The organism is Bacillus timonensis (genome assembly GCF_000285535.1).
Lineage (GTDB): Bacteria > Bacillota > Bacilli > Bacillales > Bacillaceae_L > Ferdinandcohnia > Ferdinandcohnia timonensis.
The window spans coordinates 272,022-297,590 of the sequence record NZ_HE610985.1 but is presented as its reverse complement, the minus strand read 5'-3'; the positions used below and the strand labels follow the sequence as shown (position 1 = coordinate 297,590).

General features: G+C 37.5%; 21 protein-coding genes and 1 riboswitch. Of the genes, 10 read left to right on the top strand and 11 right to left on the bottom strand.

The window, feature by feature from the left end; genetic code table 11:
* Positions 1-23 precede the first annotated feature (23 nt).
* From BTHG_RS01785 to BTHG_RS01770, 4 genes are all read right to left on the bottom strand, one after another.
* Positions 24-827 (bottom strand): carbohydrate ABC transporter permease, encoded by an 804-nt coding sequence (locus BTHG_RS01785; protein WP_042341512.1) that lies wholly within the window; start codon positions 825-827, stop codon positions 24-26.
* A 36-nt stretch (positions 828-863) separates the two neighbouring features.
* The gene (locus BTHG_RS01780) at positions 864-1,820 is read right to left on the bottom strand and encodes a carbohydrate ABC transporter permease (protein ID WP_010281336.1); all 957 of its coding nucleotides are present in this window, start codon (positions 1,818-1,820) and stop codon (positions 864-866) included.
* 105 nt (positions 1,821-1,925) lie between these two features.
* Positions 1,926-3,194 carry a sugar ABC transporter substrate-binding protein gene (locus tag BTHG_RS01775; protein WP_010281334.1) on the bottom strand — a complete coding sequence of 423 codons (1,269 nt, stop codon included), beginning with the start codon at positions 3,192-3,194 and terminating at the stop codon, positions 1,926-1,928.
* Between the two features lie 311 nt (positions 3,195-3,505).
* Positions 3,506-4,588 (bottom strand): GNAT family N-acetyltransferase, encoded by a 1,083-nt coding sequence (locus BTHG_RS01770; RefSeq protein ID WP_010281331.1) that lies wholly within the window; start codon positions 4,586-4,588, stop codon positions 3,506-3,508.
* A gap of 223 nt (positions 4,589-4,811) precedes the next feature.
* Here BTHG_RS01770 and BTHG_RS01765 point away from each other — a divergent pair, with 223 nt between their 5' ends.
* The 3 genes from BTHG_RS01765 to BTHG_RS24045 all read left to right on the top strand — a co-directional run bounded on the left by BTHG_RS01765 (position 4,812) and on the right by BTHG_RS24045 (position 10,159).
* On the top strand, positions 4,812-5,429 hold the full coding sequence (locus BTHG_RS01765; protein WP_010281328.1) for a YesL family protein: 618 nt from the start codon (positions 4,812-4,814) through the stop codon (positions 5,427-5,429).
* Positions 5,430-5,599: 170 nt separating this feature from the next.
* Complete coding sequence (locus tag BTHG_RS01760) at positions 5,600-7,195, top strand: FAD-dependent oxidoreductase (protein WP_010281325.1); 1,596 nt, start codon at positions 5,600-5,602, stop codon at positions 7,193-7,195.
* Between the two features lie 348 nt (positions 7,196-7,543).
* Complete coding sequence (locus BTHG_RS24045) at positions 7,544-10,159, top strand: FIMAH domain-containing protein (RefSeq protein ID WP_010281323.1); 2,616 nt, start codon at positions 7,544-7,546, stop codon at positions 10,157-10,159.
* Positions 10,160-10,210: 51 nt separating this feature from the next.
* Here BTHG_RS24045 and BTHG_RS01745 read toward each other — a convergent pair whose 3' ends face one another.
* The 5 genes from BTHG_RS01745 to BTHG_RS24040 all read right to left on the bottom strand — a co-directional run bounded on the left by BTHG_RS01745 (position 10,211) and on the right by BTHG_RS24040 (position 18,665).
* Complete coding sequence (locus BTHG_RS01745) at positions 10,211-14,080, bottom strand: carbohydrate binding domain-containing protein (protein WP_010281318.1); 3,870 nt, start codon at positions 14,078-14,080, stop codon at positions 10,211-10,213.
* A 357-nt stretch (positions 14,081-14,437) separates the two neighbouring features.
* Positions 14,438-14,647, bottom strand: a complete 210-nt coding sequence (locus tag BTHG_RS01740) for a hypothetical protein (RefSeq protein WP_010281315.1) — start codon at positions 14,645-14,647, stop codon at positions 14,438-14,440.
* Between the two features lie 69 nt (positions 14,648-14,716).
* Positions 14,717-15,094 carry an SET domain-containing protein gene (locus BTHG_RS01735; protein WP_010281311.1) on the bottom strand — a complete coding sequence of 126 codons (378 nt, stop codon included), beginning with the start codon at positions 15,092-15,094 and terminating at the stop codon, positions 14,717-14,719.
* Between the two features lie 179 nt (positions 15,095-15,273).
* Positions 15,274-15,465 (bottom strand): hypothetical protein, encoded by a 192-nt coding sequence (locus tag BTHG_RS25675; protein ID WP_010281308.1) that lies wholly within the window; start codon positions 15,463-15,465, stop codon positions 15,274-15,276.
* A 26-nt stretch (positions 15,466-15,491) separates the two neighbouring features.
* On the bottom strand, positions 15,492-18,665 hold the full coding sequence (locus tag BTHG_RS24040; RefSeq protein WP_010281305.1) for a phosphodiester glycosidase family protein: 3,174 nt from the start codon (positions 18,663-18,665) through the stop codon (positions 15,492-15,494).
* Positions 18,666-19,156: 491 nt separating this feature from the next.
* On the opposite strand from BTHG_RS24040, the gene BTHG_RS27580 reads away from it, so the two are divergent.
* The gene (locus tag BTHG_RS27580; RefSeq protein WP_269719477.1) at positions 19,157-19,288 is read left to right on the top strand and encodes a hypothetical protein; all 132 of its coding nucleotides are present in this window, start codon (positions 19,157-19,159) and stop codon (positions 19,286-19,288) included.
* Between the two features lie 88 nt (positions 19,289-19,376).
* Positions 19,377-20,033 (top strand): hypothetical protein, encoded by a 657-nt coding sequence (locus BTHG_RS25670; RefSeq protein ID WP_010281302.1) that lies wholly within the window; start codon positions 19,377-19,379, stop codon positions 20,031-20,033.
* 398 nt (positions 20,034-20,431) lie between these two features.
* On the opposite strand, the gene BTHG_RS01715 is transcribed toward BTHG_RS25670, so the two are convergent.
* Complete coding sequence (locus BTHG_RS01715; protein ID WP_010281298.1) at positions 20,432-21,538, bottom strand: DUF4145 domain-containing protein; 1,107 nt, start codon at positions 21,536-21,538, stop codon at positions 20,432-20,434.
* A 221-nt stretch (positions 21,539-21,759) separates the two neighbouring features.
* Positions 21,760-21,870: riboswitch (TPP riboswitch) on the top strand.
* Positions 21,871-21,990: 120 nt separating this feature from the next.
* Between BTHG_RS01715 and BTHG_RS01710 the strand changes: the two genes are divergently transcribed.
* The 5 genes from BTHG_RS01710 (at position 21,991) to BTHG_RS26615 (ending at position 24,949) form a co-directional block, all read left to right on the top strand.
* Positions 21,991-22,593: a thiamine phosphate synthase gene (locus BTHG_RS01710; RefSeq protein ID WP_010281296.1), complete on the top strand. Its 603-nt coding sequence runs from the start codon at positions 21,991-21,993 to the stop codon at positions 22,591-22,593.
* The gene (thiO, locus tag BTHG_RS01705) at positions 22,583-23,692 is read left to right on the top strand and encodes a glycine oxidase ThiO (RefSeq protein ID WP_010281294.1); all 1,110 of its coding nucleotides are present in this window, start codon (positions 22,583-22,585) and stop codon (positions 23,690-23,692) included. Before BTHG_RS01710 ends, thiO begins: the two co-directional genes overlap by 11 nt.
* A gap of 12 nt (positions 23,693-23,704) precedes the next feature.
* Positions 23,705-23,908: a sulfur carrier protein ThiS gene (gene thiS, locus BTHG_RS01700; RefSeq protein ID WP_010281292.1), complete on the top strand. Its 204-nt coding sequence runs from the start codon at positions 23,705-23,707 to the stop codon at positions 23,906-23,908.
* Positions 23,905-24,678: a thiazole synthase gene (locus tag BTHG_RS01695; RefSeq protein WP_187370757.1), complete on the top strand. Its 774-nt coding sequence runs from the start codon at positions 23,905-23,907 to the stop codon at positions 24,676-24,678. The genes thiS and BTHG_RS01695 overlap by 4 nt, the downstream gene beginning before the upstream one ends.
* A gap of 115 nt (positions 24,679-24,793) precedes the next feature.
* Positions 24,794-24,949 (top strand): hypothetical protein, encoded by a 156-nt coding sequence (locus BTHG_RS26615; RefSeq protein WP_157256099.1) that lies wholly within the window; start codon positions 24,794-24,796, stop codon positions 24,947-24,949.
* Positions 24,950-25,027: 78 nt separating this feature from the next.
* On the opposite strand, the gene BTHG_RS01685 is transcribed toward BTHG_RS26615, so the two are convergent.
* On the bottom strand, positions 25,028-25,411 hold the full coding sequence (locus BTHG_RS01685; protein WP_010281288.1) for a hypothetical protein: 384 nt from the start codon (positions 25,409-25,411) through the stop codon (positions 25,028-25,030).
* Positions 25,412-25,569: the final 158 nt, after the last annotated feature.

Sequence of the window (25,569 nt, the reverse complement as noted above, 5' to 3'; positions counted from 1 at the left end):
CACTCCTTTTTAAATGAAGAAACTTATTTTAGACCTGACAACTGTATGCCCTCTGTAAAATACTTCTGGAAGAATAAGAAGATTAAAAAGGTCGGGATAAATGAGAGTGTTGCCCCCGCCATTTCAATACCAAAGTTTCCTTCTTTGCTTAATGTAGAAGCTAGCCCAACTGTAATCGGGTACATTTTCTCATTTGTCATATAAATTAATGGTTGGAATAAATCATTCCAGTTACTTACAAACGCAAACGTTCCGACGGTAGCGATTGACGGAAATGCTAATGGCATATAAATTTTGCGAAATACCTGAAAATCATTAGCTCCATCCATTCTTGCAGCCTCATCTAATTCCATAGGAATGCCTTGCATGAATTGGCGAACTAAGAATACACCCATAATCGCCCATAGTTCTGGAACAATCAGAGCTTGGTATTCATTAATCCAACCAAATTTTGAAAACATGATAAATTTCGGTATGATAAGGAGTTGCGATGGAATCATGATGACGGCCATAAATGTCCAGAATATGAATTCCCTGCCGAAGAATTGCTTCCTTGCAAAAATATAGCCTAATAATCCAGCAAAAAACATTTGTGAAAAAACAGGAACAATTGTAATCACAACAGAGTTAAAAATCCATCGTAAGAAATTATCATTACGAAATAGATATGCAAAGTTACTAAAAGACACACTGTCTGGAATCCAAAATAACGGATCCATAGCTGCATAAGTTGTTTCTTTAAATGAACTTAATGCCATAATTAAAAATGGAAGGAGAAAACAAAACCCGAAGAAGAACAGGACTAAATAGTTAAGTGTTTTTTTTATCAAGATATTTCATCTCCCTTACAATCACGCTCAGCCTTAATAAATACCTTGATCTTTTCCAAAGTATTTTCTCTGAATAAGCGAAATGATTAAGATAATCGCAAATAATACATAAGATAAAACTGCTGCATAGCTAAAGTTCAAATTCGTAAATCCTATTTGGTATAAATAAAATACAATCGTACTTGTCGAGAAGTTTGGTCCCCCGTTCGTTAATAGAAAAGCAGAGTCAAAGATTTGGAAAGAACCAATCGTAGTTATGATTAACACATAAAAATGAATCGGTTTTAATAATGGGAAAGTAATCATCCAAAAGGATTTTAAAGGTGAAGCACCATCGATTTTTGCCGCTTCATACATATCTTTTGGAATGGACTGGAGCCCTGCAAAGTAATAAATCATTGTGCTACCAGATACTTTGAATATACTCAAACCAGCCAATACAAGTAAGGCTTGTGAAGAATCAGATAAAAACAACTGTGGTTCAATTCCAAAAAAGCTTATTACGTAGTTAATTAATCCTGATTCAGTTCCTGAAAATAGCCATTCCCAGATACCTGCCACAACAACAAATGAAGTAACAACCGGCAGGAAAAAGATCCCTTTAAAAAATTTCGTAAATCGAATCCCTGATTTTATGATGAGCGCTAAAATCAAACCAAGTGCCATTGTAGGAAGTATATAATAGAAGGAAAATAATATAGTGTTCCAAATTGATTTCAAGGCGATCTCATCTTGAAACAATTGCTTCCAGTTTCGTAACCCAACGAACTCAGATGTACCGATAATTCGATAATTAAGAAACGTTAATATGAAACTATAAACAAATGGAATGACTTGAAAGATTAGAAAATGGATTAATACAGGAGTAAGTACAAGATAAACAAGACCATTTTTTCTCCATTCATCTTTGATCCTTTTCTTTAAAGGAGGCTTGACCTTTTTAATGTTTTCTAGAGGTGCATTGTTATGAGTTTCTACGACCTTTTCCAAGCTATCACCTTATTTCTTTTATTGATAAACAAAACAAATTTTCATAAACAGAGAGTTTTATTCTCAAAAGGAATAAAACTCTCTTTACGTAAAGAAGCTATTATTTTACGGCTTTGCTAACTCAGCTTCTATTGCTTCAGCTGCTGCATCTGCTGCTTCTTGAGGAGTTTTGTCTCCTGCCATCATAGCTTGAATTTCAGCTTGAATAAATGGCATGATTGCACGACCTTTTGGATGAATAACACCTGGTAATGCATATTGTGTATATGTTGCTAATTGGCTCATATATTCATTCGAATCAAAGATATCCTTTGCTTCTTCTTGTGTCGGGATATATTGAGTTACAGTGTTAAAAATACGTTGATTTTCAGGATTTGTAACAGACTTTACAAATTCTGCTGCTGCATCAGGATTATCACTGTTTGAAGGCACAACGAACATTCCAGTCGTACCATAGGTTAATTGCTTTTCGCCAGTTAATGGAGGAGCAATGGCAAAATCAAATTTACCTTCTTTTTCCATCATTGTAATACTTATTCCGGATCCAAGTTGTGCCATTATTTTTCCAGCGAACCATAATTCATCTTGAGTGGTTGCAGTAATAGAATCTTCTGGAATATACCCTTTTTGATAGAAATTATTAATCGTTTCGAATGCTTTTACACTTTCTGGGCTATTGATTAACACTTTATTGTCTTCTGTTACAACATCGCCACCAGCTTGCCAAATCCAAGGATAGATTGTTCCATTCATGGAACCTCCTCCAAGATAGTTTAATCCATAGAAACCTTTTTCTTTCGCTTTAGCTGCCCATGCCTCAAACTCTTCCCAAGTTGTTGGAAGATTTGCTGGATCTTCACCAATCGCCTTCACGACGTCTAGATTATAAATGAATGTATAAGCTTCTTGCAGGATTGGTAATCCATACTTTTTGTCTTTCCATGTAGTAGATACTAATGAAGTATCAACGAACCCTTCAAGATCGGATTCCTCTAAATATGGATCTAGTTCTAAAAGCATTCCTACATCTGCATATTGCGGCATTTGGTCAGGAATCGCATAGAACACATCTGGCCCATTGTTAGCTGCTAGTGCAGTAAGAACTTTTTGGTCTCGATTTGCCCATGGGATTGTTTCAATGTTTACTTCTACGTCAGGAAACTCTTCATTGTAGTTTGCAGTGATTTCTTTCCACATTTCTTCTTCCTTCTTAGCATCAGCTGTATAAGGATGAACCCAAACGGTTATTTCTCCATCAACTTTGCCTGAATCTTTTCCTTTATCAGGTGTTGCTGACGAATCATTACTACAAGCAGAAAAAAGTAAGCTACCTGAAAGCAAAAGTGCCATGAACGAAAAACGTTTCTTATTCATCTACGAAATTCCCCCTATTTAGTTAAGTTCACAAAAAATCTCAAAGTCTAATAACCTGGAAACGATATGCTGTCTCTCCATCCCCCCTTTAATCTGTTACCGTTTTTTACTGAAAATACGCATAATTGGAAGCGGTAACAACTATTTATAAAAAAATTTGCTACATATCTTGCTCGATTACTTATATTCTAGTTTGTTTGGGATATTGTGACAAGTCTATTAATTGTCTTTAATAGAAAATGAAATTTAATTTAGTTCCTATACTAATTTAATTTTGGGTAAAAAGGGCTATTCTGCATGCTCCCCTCATCCTACACATAATTCAAACCTTGTGGAAATGGAAATGGGATTGGAAATACATCCCCAAAATAGGAATCTACGTTTTTGCTGCCTTTTAAAATCAATTCTTCTACTTGAGAATTACTCATGAAAACCGAAATTTCTTTACCTAAAAGGCGTTTTTGATTTTCGTCTACAGTTGATATGTCTAACTTGTCTTTAAAATATGGGTTAAGCTGGTTTAGCAAACGATCCAAATTCATGATCTTTATTGTTCCTGGATATGTCTTTTCTACCTTTTCCTGTAACAAGTCAAGAGCTTGAATAAGTTCTTTTTCATAGCTTGGAACGTTCCATGTCAAAGAATCGAGTCCATATGTAAATGCTTCTGAAAGCAAGGTGGTGATTGCAAGTGGGTCTCCCCCCCATTCAATGACGTGAGAGTCCACCCCTTCTTGTTCTTCATATGGCACTCCGAATAGTAAAAATGCTGTTACTTCATGGTTTTTTTCGGCAACAAGGACCTTATGTTTCATTTTAAAAATACTTGCATATCCAGCAGCCTTAGTGAGCTGCGCTATTTCGAAAATAGTTTGTTCATAGCGTATATTTCGATCATGGCTTAGCTTTCTAAGTTGAAACCAATCATAGGAGCCAAGCTCTCTTACGTTTAAAGAGGTATCCGCTGTGATATCACCCCTATGAATCTTATATTGATTCATTTTTCCATAGAACGTACAACCTTGTTTAAGATAGAGTGGTAAATCTCCTGAAATAAATAGAACGGATGCATCAGAATTGTTGACATGATCAAAGACTTTCTCTAATAGTTTGTTTGCGAAGCCCTTTTTACGATAGTCAGGGTCTGTACAGACAGCACCAATTGAAAAAGCCTGTACCTCAGCATCTTCAAGATGAAGAATGGATGGGACTAATCCAATAAATGAAACTAGTTTATCATCGACAAAAGCACCATAAGATTGATTCAACGCTGCAGAAAACACTTGTGGAAAGGCAATTCCCATCGACACATGCCCTTTTTTACGAAAAACCTTATCGGCTAAATCAATGGCTTGTTGAAACTCATCTTCTTCTACTAATCGGAATTCTAGCATTTGTTCACCTCTTTTTGCATTTTTTATCACAAAATGTCCATGGCTAATATAAGCGTTTTAAAAATGGAATCGCTACCATTACAATCCATGTTATAATACAACTAAACTATACTTACCAATACTTACTTACTATTTTATGTGAATTTTAACAAGTGACAAGTCTATTTATTGTCTTTAAATATTTTTCTAGTGATTTTTTAACAAATTGATTGAGGTGGTTGATTTGGGTGGATGGGAAAAATTTAATCATTTTGCCATTATGATGTTGAAGATTGCATATGTAAATATACTGTGGATTAGTTTTACACTTTTAGGTCTGGGTGTGCTCGGCCTATTCCCTTCAACTGGTGCTATGTTTGCCATTGTCCAAAAATGGCTTCGTAAAGAACCAGTTGAAAAGATCTTTCAATCGTTTTGGAAAACCTACAAGAACGAATTTATTTCGCTAAATAAATTTGGCCTATTTTTCATTTTAATTGGATATATCTTACTCTATGATTTTATGTTTTTACAAAAGAATATAGATAAATTGCAATTTCTTTTTCCAATTCTATTATTTCTAGCCATTTCGTATTTTGTAACCTTATTGTATTTCTTTCCCGTATATCTACAATTTGACTTGAAATACTTTCAATATATCAAACAAGCCTTTTTAATTGCAGCAAGTTCTCTTTTAGAGACGATTCTTATTCTAACAGCATGTATGCTTGTTGGAATTGTTGTAAATTTAATACCAGGGATGATTCCGTTTTTTACAGGAAGTGTGTTAGCACTAGCAGTTACGTGGTCTAGTAACCGTGCATTCTTGAAAATTAATAAGAAAAAGTTGATTACACAGTAATAAATACACAATCTCTTTAAGAGTGTCCTTATTTGGGACACTCTTTTTAATGGAATGAAACTACGTTCTGACTTAAAGTCCGTTAAAAGTCTTGATTATTTCTAGTATTCTTTTAAACTTTTAAATAGGTTTGAAAGGGTTATCATCATACCCATTTAAGGAGGATATCAATGGACTTCAGTCAATTACATTATTACGTTCCTACTCCGAAAGCAAATGACCCAGCCATCATCCAAAGAGATTTAATTGTCTATGGTGCGACACCCGCTGGTATAACAGCAGCGATTCAAGCGAAGCGAATGGGTCTATCTGTCGTCATTGCTGAATTCGGGAAAAATATTGGCGGTATCACGGCAAGTGGATTAGGTGCTTCTGATATTGGTGCAAAAGAGGCAATCGGTGGTTTATCGAGAAAATTCTTTCAGGAATTAGGAAACTACTACAATACGAACGAACAGTGGACATTTGAACCAAAAGCAGCCAAATATGTGTTTGAGAAGTGGCTTAAGGATTACGAGATTGAAGTGGTTTATCAACAGCATGTAATAGAAGTAAACAAAGAGAATAACGGGATAACAGAAATCACCATGGAAGATGGAACGACATATATAGGCGACATTTTCATTGATGCTAGCTATGAGGGCGATGTGATGGCCAAAGCAGGTGTTACGTATATCGTAGGTAGAGAATCGAATGCCACTTATAAAGAGACATATAATGGGATTCAATTTGGACACCCCCATCATCAATTTGAGAAATGGATTGATCCTTATGTAATCGAAGGCTACCCTTCTAGTGGTGTTTTACCAGGTATTACGGAAACGAGTCACGACACTCTTGGGTATCAAGGACAAGGTGATCATCGAATACAGGCCTATAATTTCCGAATTTGCTTAACAAATCGTACCCATAATCAAGTTCCTTTTCCCAAACCACCATCCTATAACCGGGACCGCTACTCCTTATTGTTGCGTTATCTCCATGCAGGTGTATGGGATGCGATGAATCTTCATACGATGTTGCCAAATGGAAAGACAGATTTAAATAACTATGGAGGATTTTCAACTGACAATATCGGAATGAATTATCAATGGCCAGATGGAGATTTTGAAACACGTGAAAGAATCTTTCAAGACCATGTTACTTATAATCTTGGCTTGCTCTATTTTTTAGCAAATGATGAACAGGTTCCGAAAAGTATTCGTGACGAGGTCTCCCATTGGGGCTTAGCCCGTGATGAATTCGAAGAAACTGGGCATTGGCCACATCAGTTATATATACGTGAAGCAAGGAGAATGATAGCTGATTATGTGATGACAGATCACAATTGTTTAGGCGAGAAGACGATAGCTGACTCAATCGGACTTGCATCCTATCAAATGGATTCCCATCATGTGAGAAGAGTGATTATTGATGGTCGTGTATACAATGAAGGCGACGTAGAAATCCCGATTTCACCTTACCCTATCTCATATCGTTCGATTCGACCAAAGGCTCAAGATTGCACAAACTTACTTGTTCCTGTTTGTTTATCTAGTTCCCATATTGCCTACGGTTCCATTCGAATGGAACCCGTATTCATGATTTTAGGGCAATCAGCAGGAGCTGCGGCTGCATTAGCCCATAAAAATAAAACAACAGTACAGGACATTTCTTATGATCAATTAAAAATGGAATTGGTCTCCTACGGACAAGTACTACAATGGGATGAATCCATTGAGGATGACCCAGTATTACGGATGAAAGAGACATTTGGGAAGAAATGACCTAGCAGGACTACATTTGATTTGATTCAAGTGTAGTCTTTTTTATAGTAACTCCCCTCCCCTTAACTACTTATAAGGTATTCCCCCACCTTTCGTACGATTTTAAGATGTTAGACTACTACTACTTTTTACCTAAAAACATTAACGACATTTTAAAGACTAAACTCTTTCATTATTCTTTAAATGAAGTCAGAAAATTTTTAATAGTTTCAGAGGTAAGGAATTTTAATAGTAGAAGATTGGAGGCGTTTTTGTATGTGAAACGTTTGAAAAGAATTTTTGGAGAAATAATAACACATTTTTATAACAAAAGGCTACCAACTCATTACATAAAAGGAGGAAAAACATTTGAATAAATATCTAAAAAAAGTCAGTATTGCTTTATTAACATTGAGTCTAGTACTATCAACCTTCCCATTCTTCCTACAACCAATAAAAAAAGTTGATGCCTCCAGCGAAAAAAACAATGATAGCGAAAGGGTTGTTGAAATGGAATCTAACAATCTAGATTTTCCAGTTGATTATGGAAAACCTATTAATCATGGTCCTGCTGCGTTGGCTGCTAAATCGCAAGGAGTAGCGATTGGAGATGGTGAAGTCTACTATGCAACGAACGGTTCACCAGCAACGTTTTATGCAGCTGATGCAAAAACAGGTGAAAAAATATTTTCCGCAGGCTTACCTGGAAGTGATGTCGTCTGGGCAATGGTTGTAGGTGCGGATGGAAATGTTTATTTTGCAGGCACCTATGATGGAATTTTATACCGATATGTAGTGAAGGAAAAACGATTAGAGCAACTCGGGAAAAACCCATCTGATAATTGGGTTTGGCAATTAGAAGCATCCAATGATGGAAAAATTTATGGGGCCACCTATCCAAATGCAAAAGTGTTTGAATACGATATTGAATCTGCTCAATTTAAAGATCTAGGTACTTTTTATGAAGGTCAGCAATATGCAAGAGGACTTGGAATTACAGAAGAAAGTCTATATGTTGGAACGGGAACAACTGCCTATTTAATGAAAATGGATCTTGCTACTGGTGAAAGAACCGAAATAAAATTACCAATCACTGGTGAATCAACTCAAATATCAAATATTTGGGAATATGGAAATTATCTTTTTGTTGCCTATGGAACATCACTGGTTACCATCGATAAGACAACAGGTGAAGAAATGAGCACGATGAATTGGCAAGATGAGAACACATTTGATGGGCTTATCTCTTCCCCTTCCCCATACAATGAGAACATTCTTTATTACATTAATAAAAACACACAACAGTTATGGACATATGATATGACAACACATCAAAAAGCAAAGGTGGAACCAACTGTACAGTTACCTGCTACCCCTGCTAAAGCGATGCGTTGGATAAAAGATGAAAGTGGTAAAGACGTATTAGCCATTTTACATCATCAAATTGAATATTCAATTTATGACCCTACTACAAATACTGTACAGATTAGTTACCCTGAAGTGGACATGCAGGGATTATTAATGCAAAGCTTAGAAATTGGAGAAGATCAAAAAATCTATATGGGTGGATATCAAGGTTCTTTTGGTATATTTGATACATCAACTGACCAGTATATCCTTCATGAACGCGATCCTCACCAAATCGAAGGAATTGGATTTTTAAATGGTGACGTCTATTTAGGGACCTATGGCGGAGCAAAAATTTATAAATATGATCCAACTCAACCCTTTACCTTCTCAGGTGATAAAAGCGGTGAGAATCCAGAGTTAGTTCAAGACATCGAGGATGATCAAAGCAGACCTTTCACATTTACATCTGGAGATGATAAGCTCTTTGTCGGAACCATTTCTGATTATGGAAAATTAGGTGGAGCACTCACCATTTTCGATGCTAAAACGAATCAGTGGAATACCATTCGAAATATCATAAAAAATCAAAGTATCATTGGACTAGCTTATCTCGACGGAACAGTATTCGGTGGTTCCACGATATCTGGTGGTCTTGGTATTGACCCAACTGAACCTATAGCCAAAATGTTTGAATATGATGTTGCAACTGGTAAACATGAAGTATTCGACCTTAAAGTGGATGGACTGGAAAAACCTGAAATGATAGGTGAATTGTCCGTTGGTCCAGATGGAAATGTCTGGGGTGTAGCATGGGGATTAGATAAGGCTGGTGCTTACAACACTGTTATCTTTGCCATGAACCCAGATAATCGAGAAATTGTAAAAAGTAAGCAACTTTATAAAGGTGTAAACCGAGGAAGCCAATGGCGACCATTTTTCATACGTTGGGATAACCAAGGATTGCTTTATACAACAGCAGGTCGTACGCTAACCGTTATTAATCCAGAAACAATGAACAGTAAACAATTGGTTACAGGTAATGTTCAACTAATGGATGTAGATAATGAAGGAAATATTTATTATACCGCCGATCATAACTTGTATCAGCTACCCGTCCTACTAGAAAATGGGATAGTGACTGTCGAAAAGGAATCAATGATACAAGGTACCGAGCAAAACATGGATTTAACTGTGACACTTGTCAATGGAAATACAATTGACCTAGCAGGAGCTCAAATCGAGTGGATTAATTCAAATCCTGATGTTGCGAGCATTGAAAATGGGAAAATACTCGGAAAAAATGCAGGTACAACCGAGATTTATGCAACTGTATCCTATAATGGCGGTGAAGTTAAAACAAACACGATTGTTGTAACAATTGAGGTCACAACCGACACATTAGCTAAACAAATCAGTGAGCTTGAAAAAGCGGAGAGCATCCCGCATTCTGTAGCCCAACAACTTAAAAATCGATTAGCACAAGCTGAACAGCATTACCAAAAAGGTAAGAAAGATCAAGCACTAAAACATCTAGACGATTTCCATAAACATCTAAACAACAGCAACATCGATGGCAAAATCAAACTTACCTTACAAAATAATGCAAAAGCTATTGAGGAAACGTTCAAAAAATAATGAGTGATAAAAAGGTCCTCTGCAGTTGCAGAAGACCTTTTTCTTTAAACATTACCCTTGGCTCCCCGGTTTTCCTGGTTTATCTGGTTTACCTGGTTTTTCCGGCTTTCCTGGCTTATCCGGTTTCCCGGGCTTATCTGGCTTTCCTGGCTTATCCGGTTTCCCGGGCTTATCTGGCTTATCCGGTTTTCCTGGTTCTAATGGTTCATCCGTCCAAATAATCGTATACGTTAAGGATGACTTGCCATCTGTACCAATAACCTGAATTTCTGTTCGGTCCGTTGAATGTACGATTTCGACAGTCGCACCCGTTTGAGTAGCTTCTGCCACGATATTTTCAGATTGTTCTCCATATACCGTATAAGTTGTGGCTCCTGGTTGGAACCCTTCAAGTACTTCTCCATCAATTGTAATTGATGTTAAGGTAGCATCCGTTTCAGGGACAGCAATTTTATGAAGCTCACTGCCTATTGAATAATAGATGCTTCCATCAACGCCAACTGTCATGTTGTTCATAAAATCTTCAACTAAAACTTTATAATTTAATGTTTCAGGATCAATCGCAATTAGTTTACGAGATAAAGTTGTATAGAGCATTCCGTCTGGACCCCACTCAAGGCGATATGGAAACCATTTACTACTATTATATAAACTTGGTCGAATCTCTTTGCTATCGACAACTTCATAGGTTTCTGGATCCATTTTAAAAATAGTTCCTTCAACAGCACCCCATAGGTATCCATCGGGACCAAATGATATGTCACCGATCATTTGAGGTGTAACGTCAATACCAGGAAGCTCTGGTGTGAATTCAGCAATCTTTTCACCTTTTTCAACATCCCATACAAAAATCTTAGCTTCAGATGCTTTCGGGTTTATTCCTAATCCACCCCATACTGAGGTACCACCAAATAATTTACCATCATGATAAGCTAGACTAATAATACTTTGGTCTTGGACAACATTTCGTTGTTGGAACCATTCTCCTTTATCCTCATCATAGATGGCTAGGGCCCCACCTAGTACGCCATAATCAGGAATTGTTCCAACAAATAGTTTGTTATCACCTGACGTAATTGCAAATGGTCGATCTTGTTCATCTTTTATATCATATTCAAGCTGTGGATTGCTATTTAAGTCAACAGGCTGATTGGGGTCAAAGCTGTACATAATCGCACCCACATATGTTCCAAAATACGCTTTCCCATTCAAGAATCCAATCCCTTCTGGTTGCGCAAAGGAAGAAATATTTACTTCGATTTCATCTGTAAATGGATTATACACACTCATTCCACGCTGATAGCCACCCATATACAGTTTTCCATCTGGACCTGTTTGAAGGGACTGAATTGCAACCGCTGTTGCAGCAAGGTCTAAAGCGACGAAATTCAGTTCATTAATTTGGGGATTATATAACATATATTCACCATACTGAGTCACCATCGCTACGACTGTTTCACCAGTTGAAAGCGTAATCCAAGCCATGTCCTTTACTCGTGGAGTATCTGGAAGAATTGGAAGGTCTTCGATTAACGTTTCTTCATTTGTGTTAAGGTCATATTTGTATAATTGTGTTCCATTCTTATAATAAATCATGTTAGGCTCTGCAGGGTCTGGTTCGGAAATCATATTACTAAATCCGAATGAACCTTCCACTTCCATTGTTTCTGGGTTTATTACAACCATATTAACGGTCGAAACAGCCACAAGAAGCTTCCCATTCACAACCCAAACATCCTGGATGAATCCATTCTCTCCTGAATGTCCTTCTAGCATGAGCTCCTCTTTTTCACCTGTATGTCGATTGATCTTATACAGATGCTTTATAGTGCCAGTTCCAACATAAATATAATCCCCATCCACAGCTAGTCCACGTGCATAATCTTGGTCTGAGACACTACCAAAATCTTTAAACTCACCTGTATAAATGTCATACTCAAATACACCTGCACCTGGATAAGTGGCACCATAAATCTTACCATCCTCTGTCGCTTCTAAATCCCATACCCAAGACGCAGAAGGATTTGCTCCCAGATCTTGGACTTCTTTTAATTCTGGTACATATCGGTATAACTTTCCATCAGAAGTGCTAGCGAAATAGACATTTTTATCTGGGCCAATCGTAATTGCCCATACAGCTTCAGTGTTCTCGATCACTTTAGAAAACTTCAGCTCACCTGTTTCAGCATCTAGGACCGAAAACGTACCAGGGGCACCATTCGAATGATAGTATACTTCATTTTCACCCAGACTATTTTCCTGAATTGCACCTGCTTGTCCTAATTGAACATCAACCATTTCGCCTAGATTAATAGGTGCTGCATATTCACGGTCAAGTTGAGAATCATCTGTAACTTTCTCAAAGGTCACATCGTCAAAATAAACCTCGGTAAAACTAATCCCACCAGAATAGAATGCGAGTCTTGCGTATGCTGCATTATCTGGAGCCACACTAAATACTTTTAATTCAGTCCATTCATTTTTTGGTAGGTTTCCATTCAGTTCCCGATGCTGAGTGATGCTATTGTTATTTGCATCAAAATAACGAATTTCTGTCACAACGTTATGGGTCTGACTGACAACATTTGAATAAACAGTTAGTAAATAAGATGCCCCTGCCTCAACTGCTATTTTATCACTCAAAACACTCACACCTGCTTTATCACTTGTATCATGTAAATGGACGCTTTGAGCTCCTGTACGAGCTCTATCAGTAGTTACTAGAATACCAGGACCTTCGAATTCTGATGACCAACCAGGAATGTTTCCATCAACTACCGCTTCTTCAAAGCTTGGATTCACCAATTCCGGATGGACATCATCAACTGGAGGCTCTTCCATAGAGCTATTTTCAAGCGTTACATCATCAAAATAAGCCTCCGTGAGCGAAGGATGACCAGAGTTGAATCGAAGTTCAATTTGTGTCGCCCCTTCTGGAACATCAAACGGAACTTGAATTTCAGTCCACTTATTTGTTCCTAAAACATCTGCACCAAAGTTAATAAAAGTAGCATTACCAACCTTTTGTCCTTCTTCGTTAAAAAAATGAACCTCATACCCGATACTATGCGATTGGCTGACAACGTTCACATATGCTTTCGCAATATAAGACCCACCTGGCGTAACACGAATCTTGTCACCTGTTACCTGCAAATTTCCGGGATTATTACTATTTTCATCTTTAATATACAAACTTTTCGTTCCTGTACGAGCTTTCTCTGAACTAAATGCAAAACTAGTGGATGGGTTATTGGTTACTTGGCTCCATCCTGGATATACAACTTCCTCCTCAAAGGATGCGTTTAACGGTAACGTTTCAGTAGAATCAGAATCCTTCACAATTTTCACATCATCAAAGTAAGCTTCTGTGTTGGATGGATGGCCTGAATTGAAGCGAAGTTCAACTTGTGTCGCACTATCTGGAACAGTAAATGGCACCTTAATTTCAGTCCATTGATTGGTTCCTAAGGCTGCTGATTGAAAATTAATAAATGTCGGGCTTCCTACCTTTTGGTTATCAGCACTAAAATAGTGAACTTCATACCCAATGCTATGTGATTGGTTGACAACATTTACAAATGCCTTTGCTGTATATGCCTCTCCAGAAGTGACGTCTATCTTCTCACTTGTCACTTGCAAGTTTCCACCTGGATTATTCGAATTTGAATCTTTAAAATGTAAGCTGTATGTACCGGTGTTTGCACGATCATGACTAATCGCAATACTTGTTGAAGGATTATTTGTTACAAGGCTCCACCCAGGAATTATGACTTCTTCAAAACCTCCATTTACTACCACGCTTGGTTCTGTTTCTGCAGAAACGTTTAGCATTCCAGTACTAGTAAAAGGAGCGATTACCCCAAATAACAAAGTAAAACAAAATGTAAGTATTATTGACTTTTTCCACTTTTTCTTCCTCAACCAACAAACCCCCTATTAAGTATGTAAAATTGAAACGTCGTTACCCTCCTTCCATCAATCTAAGGAAGCGTTTACATTTATTTGATTGACATTCACTAATCTATCAAAAATTACCATTCTTCTAAACCTTCCTTATTTTGATTCTACTTAACTATTTTCCTCATACATATAGGCCATTCTTACCATACTCTGTCATAAAAGGGACTTTATATCACTACAGGAGGAAAGTGATAGATTAGTGTAGCTAATTTGTAAATATATGGTTAAAAACCACATGTGTTTCTCTTTCTAACTAAAAAGGTTTTCTACATTAATAGAAAACCTTTTTATAAAAATGTGTATTAAGTTCGTATATCTTTAACGTGATGGTTTTGGAGGTTGACACACATCACATTTTCGTTGGTTATTATTTTTAAATTTTGTAAATGTTTTTTCAAAATTACTTCCACATGCACATTTAAATAGCAATTTTTGGGAAAAACCATGAAATTCCGTCGAAAGCAATTTGCTATCTGAATTGTTCTCAACAAATTGTTTTATTTTATCAATTGTCCACCGTTTATTCATTCTTTGACACCTCTAGACTTTTAATTCGTCGATTGTTTTTTCCATACCGATGATTGTAACGCGGTTAGTTTAGTCTTTGTTAAACCAAAGCTCATCTTTGTTATCAACATCGCCATTGTAATTGATTAGAATTTCGTCTCCTGCTTTTATATCTGTGTAAGCATAAAAATCAAATGTATGATTATCAAAATTTATTTCATAAATGGCATTAGGTTCATAGGAATGGTTAAAGAGCATTCCATAACCAAGAAGAATCGCGGTATGATTGATTCCATATTCAAATGCATAATCAGCAAGTAACGTTTTTTCAATATGTTCATGCTGTTCATTCGGATATGAAATGACGGGTGCCTCATGAATAAGCTGCCCCTTCTTGATATCTACTGTAGCAAATACCCCTCTATTAAATTCCCCATCACTTAGTGTAGATGTTTTTATCTCGATCATGTTGTTTTACCTACCAGACTTTTAAGATTTTCTTTCTAACTGTACCATTAAATCACTAAAATAAAAACCCAATGAGAAAGTAAATTACAAAAACGTAAAGAGGCTGCGAACCGCAACCTCTTTCTATGGCAATTTTCGAGTCAAACAGATACTTTTTCCACTGGACCTACCTTGCCCATTTATTCAATTACAATCGTTTGTTCTTTTGTCATTCCATTTGCTTCAACCTCGAGATTTATTCCTCCCGTCTTAAGTGCCTTGAGCTCTCCAGTTTTATCATTGAAGAGTGCCGCATATTTTCCTGATGTTTCTGCACGTGTTAATTCCTCTCCACTACCGATAAAGACATTGTCACTCCCATTCCATTGCACCGTTGCAGGATAGCGCAGTGGGAAGTTTAGATTATCTTTTGATGTCCTGTTGCCTCTATTTTTACGGTTTCTCCCGCCTTCATACTTGCTGGTGCTTGAAGGGTAATGTCCAACAATAACGGATTCACTTCTGCTTGAATCCAGTCAGTACCAGAAACGGCACTTTGACCGTTTGCTTGTTCCGGTCCTTTAGCCTGAGCAGGTACTGGAGTAGGATCCACACCAAACATTGTCCATTCATAAAAACCACCTGCATCACTTGATCCATACGGTGCTTTTCCTGAAGGACCAACAACCATATACGGAACCCCTTCGACACGTTCTACACTCACAGTATGGGCATGTCCACCGATAAAGAAGGCACCCTTTCCGCCGGACGTTTGACGGAATTCTGTTAAAAATTGTTCAAGAAGATTGGATTCTTTTCGGTCACTAAGTTGACTGTTTTTAGTTGGTAACGGATCGCGAGTTGGATGATGTGCCATCACAACTACGTTTTTCACATTTTGATCTTTGGCAGCCTCAGTTAATGTCTTTTTAAGGTCAAGTAACTGTTGGAAGTCGCTCGTACGGAAACTACCTGTAGAGGAATCTAGTAAAATAAACCTTGTCCCTTTATGGTCAAATGTGTAACGATTATTTTCATAAACTTCTAGGAAATTATCCAATGTACCTGGTCCCATTATTTCATGGTTTCCAGGAATGTAATAGATTGGTAGTTTGTCTCCTACTTCCTCCTGTAAAATTTGCTCTGCGAGATCAAAGTCCTCTTCCCATGCTGTATCAACAAGGTCCCCGTTTATGACCAGGAAATCTGGATTTGCTGCCACGATTTGTCTCAGGGATTCTCGAGCCATTTGTACTTGAGAACTGTTTGGTGACTTGGCAACAAATTGACTATCAGCAAGTACCGCAAACGTCCATCGACCTTTGTCAATCTCTCCATTTTGGATAATGAGAGGGTCTTGGTCTCTAGTTTGTTCAGGAACGTCTATGGTCGTAGGAACTTTAACAGTCATATCATCAAACACCAATTGACCTTTATATTGATTGCTCTTGTTGGTTTCGACGGGGTAGATTCTCCATAGCTTTACTGGATATCGTACCCCTTCAGGTACAATTGCTTCGACATACTTCCATCCGGTCCAATCTACTTTGTCTGCTAATGTTAATGTATATCTTGTATTTCCAGCATCCTCTATTACTGTACGAAGCCAAGCCCCGTTTCCATCACCTTTTACCCAAAGTCCAATTTTTTGTACGTCACCAGGTAGCTCAATGGTTGGTGAAGCTTGTAAATACGCAGCACGTGTAGCCGTAGTTGTTGAAAAATCATAGGCAAGCTCGATACCTTTTCCGTCCCTGCCTTCAATATGACGCATACTTGCTCCAACCTCATTAGGATATTTTGTAAAAGACCAACCGCCTAACTCTTCAAAATCATCAACTTTCTTAGTAGCAAGACCGATTGTCACTGGTAGATACGCAATCTCATCATTTACTGAAATGGTAATTAACGCCGATGCACCATCCTTTTTTGGAACTAATGTAAAACTACCATCGACATTTTCCATGATTGAAACAACAGCTTCATCATAGTTTAAGCTCACATCTCTTGCCTCAATCGGTGCGCTATATCCACCTTTGTCATAACCAATTATAGAAAAAGTAGATTGTTTTCCTATTTCAAGACTTAGACGTGCGTTCGAAGCTTCAATTCGATCTACTTCACCAAGAACAGTAATCTCCATGGAACCTTTTGCAGATTTTACTTGTGCTTGAGCAATGGCATTACCTGACTTTTTCGCATGAAATACTCCATCTTCATCAAATGCTCCAACATCTGCCGGAAGTGCCTTCCATTTTACTTCACCAACCGAAACTGGAGAATAATTTTCATCATGACCTAGACCAACAAACGTTCTGGATAATCCAGGAAATACACGTTTACTTTTGTCTGAATCAAAAACCGTTTCAACTGCAAAGCTCTTCAATTCTCCACTTCCAGCTTTCGAAAAAATTCCAATTCCATTTGGAACAGAACGTTCTGCTCCATCAGACGGCTCATTCACAACTTTCACGTCTTCCGTACCAGGTTTACGGGCAACCATTGTAGTTGAGCCACCACCGTCAAGGTTTAGCGCATAATGTGCACCATGTTCCTTCATCAATTCCGCTACCTCTTTAATCGTCATTCCACGACTGTCTGCTTGTCTTCCATCAACTGCTGCTAGAATCATTGTTTTTCGGTCTACTGAAAATCCTACAGCTGTTCGAGGGGCTGAAGTCGTATCGTCGAGACCTGAAATGACTTCCCCGTTTTCAACAAGCTTGATATTCCCACCAACTGCAAAGGAAACATCGATGTCAGACTTAGGTGCATATTCAACACTCACTTCATCCCCTACTGATAAAGTCTTTAACGCTTCTGCACCTTTTTCTCGTCCTACTAATAGATAGGCATTCTCAGGAATTTCTCCACTCCCGGCTCCTTCTGTTACAGAAGCAACCTTTCCATCCACTATCATTACCTCATACACTGGACTTCCGGCTTGAGATCTCTCAGCACTTCCCCAGACAGATGTGTAAACACCAATGCCATCCTTAGAAATTCCGTATTGATTGAGGGCATCGAGTTTGATTTCTTCATTAGGTAGTTTTACTTTTCCATCCAATAGAATCGTTGAAATATGACCGAGACCATTTTTATCAACACTTGCAGTCAGTGTATGGCTGCCTTGAGGTCCTTTTACGATTTCACCTTCACTTACAACCGTACCAAGAGGAGCTTTCGTATTATTAATATCAAAGAAATCTCCATTTACTCCCGCGATTGCTCCTGCATTTTTTGCCATATCAGATAATGGTTTAGCAGATGAAACACTACCAGGAAAAAGCAAGTCTGTTGAAATACTGTTATTTCCAAGCTGTATAGTCATCACTTCTCCGTTTAACCAACCTCGAGCATCAAACCTTTCAAAACTAGTAAGTTCAATACCTGGACCAATTGGTGTCGTTGTTTCATGCGAAACTAGCGTCTTTCCAGCTGGACCGACAAAGATTACAGGTTCTGTTCTGTCTGAAGAGGTTGATCGGGCCTGAGCGACATCTGATGGTTCACCTTGAGCATGTACAGTTGGTGCTAGTGGTACTGCAATTGCTGAAGCAAGTAATACATTTGTCCACCATTTCACATTCATTTGCAATTCTCCCTTCCTATAAAATCAAATTTTAAAATATACAGAAAATTCTTGAAGTATATTTTCATTATAACAAGAATCTCTTACCAGAATAACTACTGAATATTAAGCCCTTGTTAGGGTACCGTTAAGTTTTCACAGGAAAATAGTAGGAAAATCGTTTACAAAAAACAGCGTATTATAGTGAAGTTCGTCGAAAGACAGGGCCAAAAGGTTCGGTTTTCATCCAATAATTCATATCAAATCAATCGATATCAACAAAAAAACAGGAAAAAAGGACTGAACCTACCTCTATAGATTCAGTCTTGATACCAAATTCCCACTTAATTCTTGTGCTTTAGCCAAATTACTAGGTTTTCTGCGGAAATTCACTAGATTATACCCCAATTTAATAGAAAACAAGCTTTTGTACCATGCATCTCGTATTGTTTTACATACATTATGATTGAGACGTCTCCTACAACGTAGTTACGAAAGGAGGTTGAACATATATGAATCTAGCTGCATTGCTTATTGCGGTGTTTTTCTTTATCGCATTGCTTATTGCTCTATTACTAGGAACTCCTGAACAGCGTAACATCGTTATCGATTGTATTGAAGAAATTCTAGAAACAATTGGTTAATAAAGTATTCCTACAAATAGAAGGTTTCCTTAGAATAGGCCTCTTTCTAGGGGGACCTCTTTTAAAATGAGTAAAGTGGGGTGAAAAAATGAGTGAGAATAACAAAAGATCAACAGGTGATACAAATGGCATTAACGATATATTAAATGCTGCTAATAAATTGTTCACTGAAGATTCATTAAAAAAACTATCATCAACTTTAGAGCAAACTTCCAATACTTCCGGGAGTTCAGATTTATTAAAAAGTTTAAACGGTCTAAATGGTTTATCTGGTTTAAATGGTTTAGGTGGATTAGGTGGATTAAGTGGTTTAGGTGGTTTAAATGCAAATCCTCTATCCCTATTATCAGGTTTTAGTAATGTATTCAGTCAATTTTCAAATTCGACGTCTACTAGTAAATCTCAAAATAAAGAGATGCTTTCACTATTGAATGAAATTAATGAAAAAGTAGGACATTTGCAAAATAAAATTTGTAAATCCGAAGAAAACAAAGGAAACTCACATTCCGAAAAACAACGTGACAAAAATGATGACAAACATTCTGATAAAGATCAAGATAAACAACGCGATAAACACTCTGATAAAAAACGTAACAAACACGATGATAAACATTCCGATAAACATCGTGATAAACATTCTGATAAACATCGTGATAAGAATCATGATAAGCATTCGGATAAACACCAAAAAAAGCATAGCGATAAGCATTCAGATAAACATCATGATAAAAAGAAAAAGAAGTAATCTATGCAAAGCCCTATTTCATTCTACTCCCTAAAGGACAAGGGATTCCTTGTCCCATTTCAAATAAAACCGGCAAGAGGAACCTTTGCCTTTCATCCCAAATTACTATAAAAAATAGGATACAAGAGTTCCAATAATGCCCATACCTATTGCAAACGGCGTATTTAATAAGGTAATACGGTATGGGCTTTGCTCGGTATTCATGCATGGAAGTTATTGTAACAAGTAACCCGTACGTACCTACTGTGTAGGTAGCGACAGATCCTGTTAGTAAAGCAAGTGCAATACTAAATAGATATAGCAATTCTAACAAAGGAGTAAGGATTCTAGCAAAAAATACAGTTACATACAGTTTACTGTTTAAGGACTTCTCCTGGTGTGCGAAAACGAATTTCAGTCTACCTCCCCTTCAACTGCTCAAACAATCTACCAACGTTCACAACCCCGACATTTTTGTATTTTCCGAGAATCACAAGTTCTTTTGGTAGTTGACCCACAGAATGGATACCGTCCTCGTTAAGTTGTTTGATGAGACTTGGTATCCCGGTAAATTGCTCTTTTGTAAGTGGAATATCTTTTAATGCATCAGTAAGGATAATGTAATCATCTTTATAAAATAAAAAGAGTTCTCCTGGTCGTTCAAGGGTTACTTTTCGGCGAATCTTTTCTTCTTCAATAAAGATTTTTAGTTCTTCAAATAACTGTTTGTCATTATTTTCATTAAATCGTTTTACATGATGATGCAAGTTTTCGAGATTATTAGGTAATTCACTCATAATGCGTGCTTGTTGTTCTGCACCTAGTCTAATTAAAAAGGTCTCTGATTTCTCAAATCGTTGTGGTAATAAAAAGGCATCACGTAGAAAATAAGGAACCTCAAGTGTGTCACCATTATACTCAAGAGCTCGAATGGTTGTGTAACCGGGCTCAGCCATTTTCACATGTGGAGAAGGTATATTGGAAGTCCCCTCTTCTTGTGATGTTTTATTTGTTTTCTCCTTTTTCATCGATGCAAGTAATAACTTCTCTAAAGATTTTAAGCGGAGTTCCAATTCGGTACTGTCATAACGTTCTTCCTTCGGAGTGGTTGGATCTTGATACTCCGGGACCTCGACTGATAATGAAGTGTACACTTCAACGAACCATCTGACAATCTTGTAAATCGCTTCCCACGATAAAAGTGCCTCAGAAAAACGAAACTTTCGTTTGTCGTGTGATGCCTGATTGCCTAGTTGACGAACTAAATGAAGAGCATCTCTTATTTCCGTTGTAAGAATTCCTTCATTTTCTAATATCGTGAGTCGTTCCTTTAATGTGATACGAGGCTCTTCTTTCATTTTTTCAAGTTCCATGACTTGTTGAAGAATATTTTCTACTAGAACTCGAGAATGAGTGAGCATGGTACGTGGACTTGAAAAAATTGTATTTTCTAGTTCCCCTGCTAAGATAGCTAATTCTTTGGAAATGGGTTCTAGAAATTTATAAAAATACGTTGTTGAGTTCATTCGTGGTGTTCCTTTCTTCTATACAATAATGAAAGCCTGAATCTTGTTAGGTAGACTCAGGCCATCTTTAGATTATTAATTTTAGATGAAATATAGAGTACAATCAAGGGCCTTTTACTGATGAGATTTCAGTATAATTCTTTATTTTCACCTCTTTTGGAAACATATCCCTTTTCAAGTTATCGAAATTATGGTAATTTTATAGGTAAATTAAATATTTCTGTTTTCACTAGGGGAACTCTTGATAAGAGCTGAGAAAAAAGTAGTTTACTTTGAAACCCTCATTACCTGAACAGGCTTGTACCTGCGTAGGGATGTGGTTAATGCATTTGTTATGTTAATTTATGTTCTACCCAACCACTTTCCTGCATTGGAGAGTGGTTTTTTGTTGTGCTTTAACCAATCAATTCCCTTTTGACGCTAAAACTCGGTAGACAAAAAGGAGAACTCAGATGAAATTAATCGCGGTAACGGATGGTTGTCACTCAGTAGTAGCAGTTGCTGAAAAAATAATCGCCATTAAAGATGTCATTGATTTTGTTCAGATTCGCGAAAAGTCAAAATCCGTTCAAGAAATTGTGACACTAATTGAATACATCGTAAACAATGGTGTAAAAAAAGAAAAAATCATAATAAATGACCGTTTAGATGTTGCGTTGTGTTTGGACATCCCCACTGTCCACTTACCTGAACATGGACTGCCTTTAAGAATGGTAAAACAACGATACCCACACATGAGAGTCGGATGCAGTGTTCATTCGTTTGAAAAAGCAAAGGAAGCAGAACGGAACGGAGCAGATTATGTCATTTACGGGCATTGCTTTAAAACAAAAAGTAAACCGGGATTGCCTCCAAATGGTATTGAACCAATCGTCCATATGAAAAAGGAACTTAGTATCCCTATTTATGCAATTGGTGGGATTACATTTGATACATTACAATCTATTCAAGCTGTTAAGGCAGATGGTGTTGCGCTCATGTCCAGTATTTTTGCTTCAGATGACCCATATTCCACAACAAAAAAGTTCAGTGAGGCGATTTATGATGAGAAGTAAATACGAAGTAATCGTAATAGGTGGTGGAATTATTGGTTGTTCCATTGCTTACTATTTAGCAAAAGCTCAGATGGACGTTGCCCTATTTGACGGAGGAAAAATTGGAGCGAAGACAACACAGGCCGCTGCCGGAATGCTTGGAGCACATTCAGAAAGTGATGGGGATTACTCCCTCTTCTTCCCTTTTGCTAGATCAAGTCAACGAGAATACACACGCTTAAAAGATGAACTTTATGAGGTAAGTGGTCTTGATATTGGGTATAGAGCGGGAGGCATACTGAAGCTTGCTTTCAATGAAGAAGAAAAGCAAAACCTCCATTCACTTCTGACACAACCAACTGTTCAATGGTTGAATTTCAATGAAGTGAACATGTTGGAACATGGGATTAGCGATGATGTTTTAGGTGCTGCCTATATTGCAGATGATGTGAACGTGATTCCCTCCTCCACTTGTGAAGCTTTTGCAAAAAGCGCACAAGTCCTTGGAGCATCTCTATTTGAAAACTGTACTGTCTATAGCATCGGTAAGGGTAGAAACTACATTGTGAACACAGAAAAAGGCAATGTCGAGGCAAAGCATATCGTTGTGGCAACAGGCGTTTATAGTAATCACCTGTTTCAAAATCTAGGAATCTCTGAACAACTTTCACCTGTTAAAGGTGAAAGCCTCATTGTTCAGCATGATGGCCCGATGTTGCGGTATACGCTGTTTCATGATAAATCATACATCGTTCCAAGAAATAACGGCAAACTTGTTATCGGTGCAACTATGATTCAGGATGACTGGAGTGAATCCATTTGTCTTCAAAGTGTTGAAGGCTTAATTAAAAAAGCGAAAGCGATGCTCCCCTCGTCTGCTAACTGGAAGATTGTAGGCTTTACATCAGGGTTACGACCAACCACCTTTGATGGCCATCCATTTATTGGCAGACATCCTGAGGAAGAACGAATCCTGATTGCTTGTGGTCATTTCCGAAATGGGATACTACTTGCACCAGCAACTGGAAAGATGATTCGTGATTTAATCCTTAATAATGAGGTGAATCAAGAATGGGTCGATGCATTTCGTATTGATCGAAGGCAAATGGCCGCAATATAGGAGGTGAGAGATATGAGAATTAGACTTAATGGAGAGCAGGTAGACATCCCTGAAGAAGTAAATTCAGTGGAAAAGCTTTTAGCTCATTTTAAGTTAGAAAACCGGATTGCGATTGTAGAAATCAATGAAGAGATTATTAAAAAAGAAGACTATAAAACAATCAAACTTGCAAATGGTGATGTCATTGAAATCGTTCAATTTGTAGGAGGAGGATAATCATGTTAACAATAGCAAATCATACATTCAAATCTAGACTTTTATTAGGAACAGGAAAATACCCGTCTTTTGAAATTCAAAAGCAGGCTGTAGAGGTATCTGAAGCTGAAATTTTAACGTTTGCTGTAAGAAGAATGAATATCTTTGAAGAAAATCAGCCTAATTTCTTGGAGCAATTAGACTTAAATAAATATACGCTTCTACCAAATACAGCAGGAGCGAAAACGGCTGAAGAAGCCGTTCGAATTGCAAAACTAGCGAAAGCATCAGGTTTATGCGACATGATTAAGGTTGAAGTCATTGGGGATGATCGTTCACTTTTACCAGACCCGATTGAAACGTTGAAGGCGTCAGAAATGCTGCTAAACGAAGGGTTCATTGTGTTACCGTATACGTCAGATGATGTGGTCTTAGCAAAACGATTGGAAGATCTCGGTGTTCATGCGATTATGCCTGGAGCAAGTCCAATTGGTTCAGGAAAAGGAATCATAAATCCGTTAAACTTGACATTTATTATTGAACAATCTCAAGTACCTGTCATTATTGATGCAGGAATTGGTTCTCCAAAAGATGTCGCCTATGCGATGGAGCTTGGCGCGGATGGCGTTTTATTAAATACAGCTGTATCAGGTGCAAAGGATCCCGTGAAAATGGCACGTGCTGTAAAACTTGCGTTAGAAGCAGGACGACTAGGCTATGAGGCTGGGCGGATTGAAGAAAAAGAGTACGCAGTAGCAAGTAGTCCTTTAACGGGATTGGTCGGTTCTTAATAATATAAACACTAAAGGAGGCCGTTTTTCAGTATCCATTTATAGCTACATAAGAAACAGTCTCTGAGAATTATCACCCTCCATTTCACACATCATATTAATGGAGGTGATAATTGTGGAAAATCAAAATAAAAGCAAAAATAGTCTACAGCACGATTACAATGAAGGCTTTTTGAATAATGTGAGTCAGACACTTGAAAATGTCGCAGATGCGATTACAGGTCAAGACGATGGAAATCGCAACCAAAATCGTAGTAAGAAAAACAAGTAATAAATTGCAACAATTTTATTGAGACTGCAAACATTAATAAAGAAATGATTGTTTGTAGTCTCGATTTTTTTAGCAGCTTTACCGATTGCCGGATCCAATTCCTGTTCCATTGGTACCTGCATCGGCACCATTTCCACAAGCGTCCGTTCCATTTGTGCCGTTTGCAGTTCCTAGACCATTTATGCCAGGTCCTGTTCGACCTCTATTGATGTCATCACAATTTGGGCCACGATTATTTATCATGTTCCCGTTATTCATTATGTTGGTACGATTATTAGTAGCGCCATCTCTCCTTTCAAATGTATTTCTTTGATTGTTATTACGATTATCCTGTTTTTTTTGATCCAGTATTTTTACATTCCTATCATTTTGAATTTCAAAGTTAGACCCGTTAGTTCCACATCCTGTAAGACCAACAATCAATATAGATGCTCCTAAAAATGATGCTACTGATTTTCTCATGTGTTAGCCCCCTTTTTAAATAATGAACATTAATAAAGAAGAGTTCTTTGATGCTCATCTTTAGAGTGGCTTAATATATAGATTTATAAATCTGTTAGATAACGGAAATAGTTGGTTGAATCCACCTTATTCCCTACTTGGTGTTTATATTATTAAAT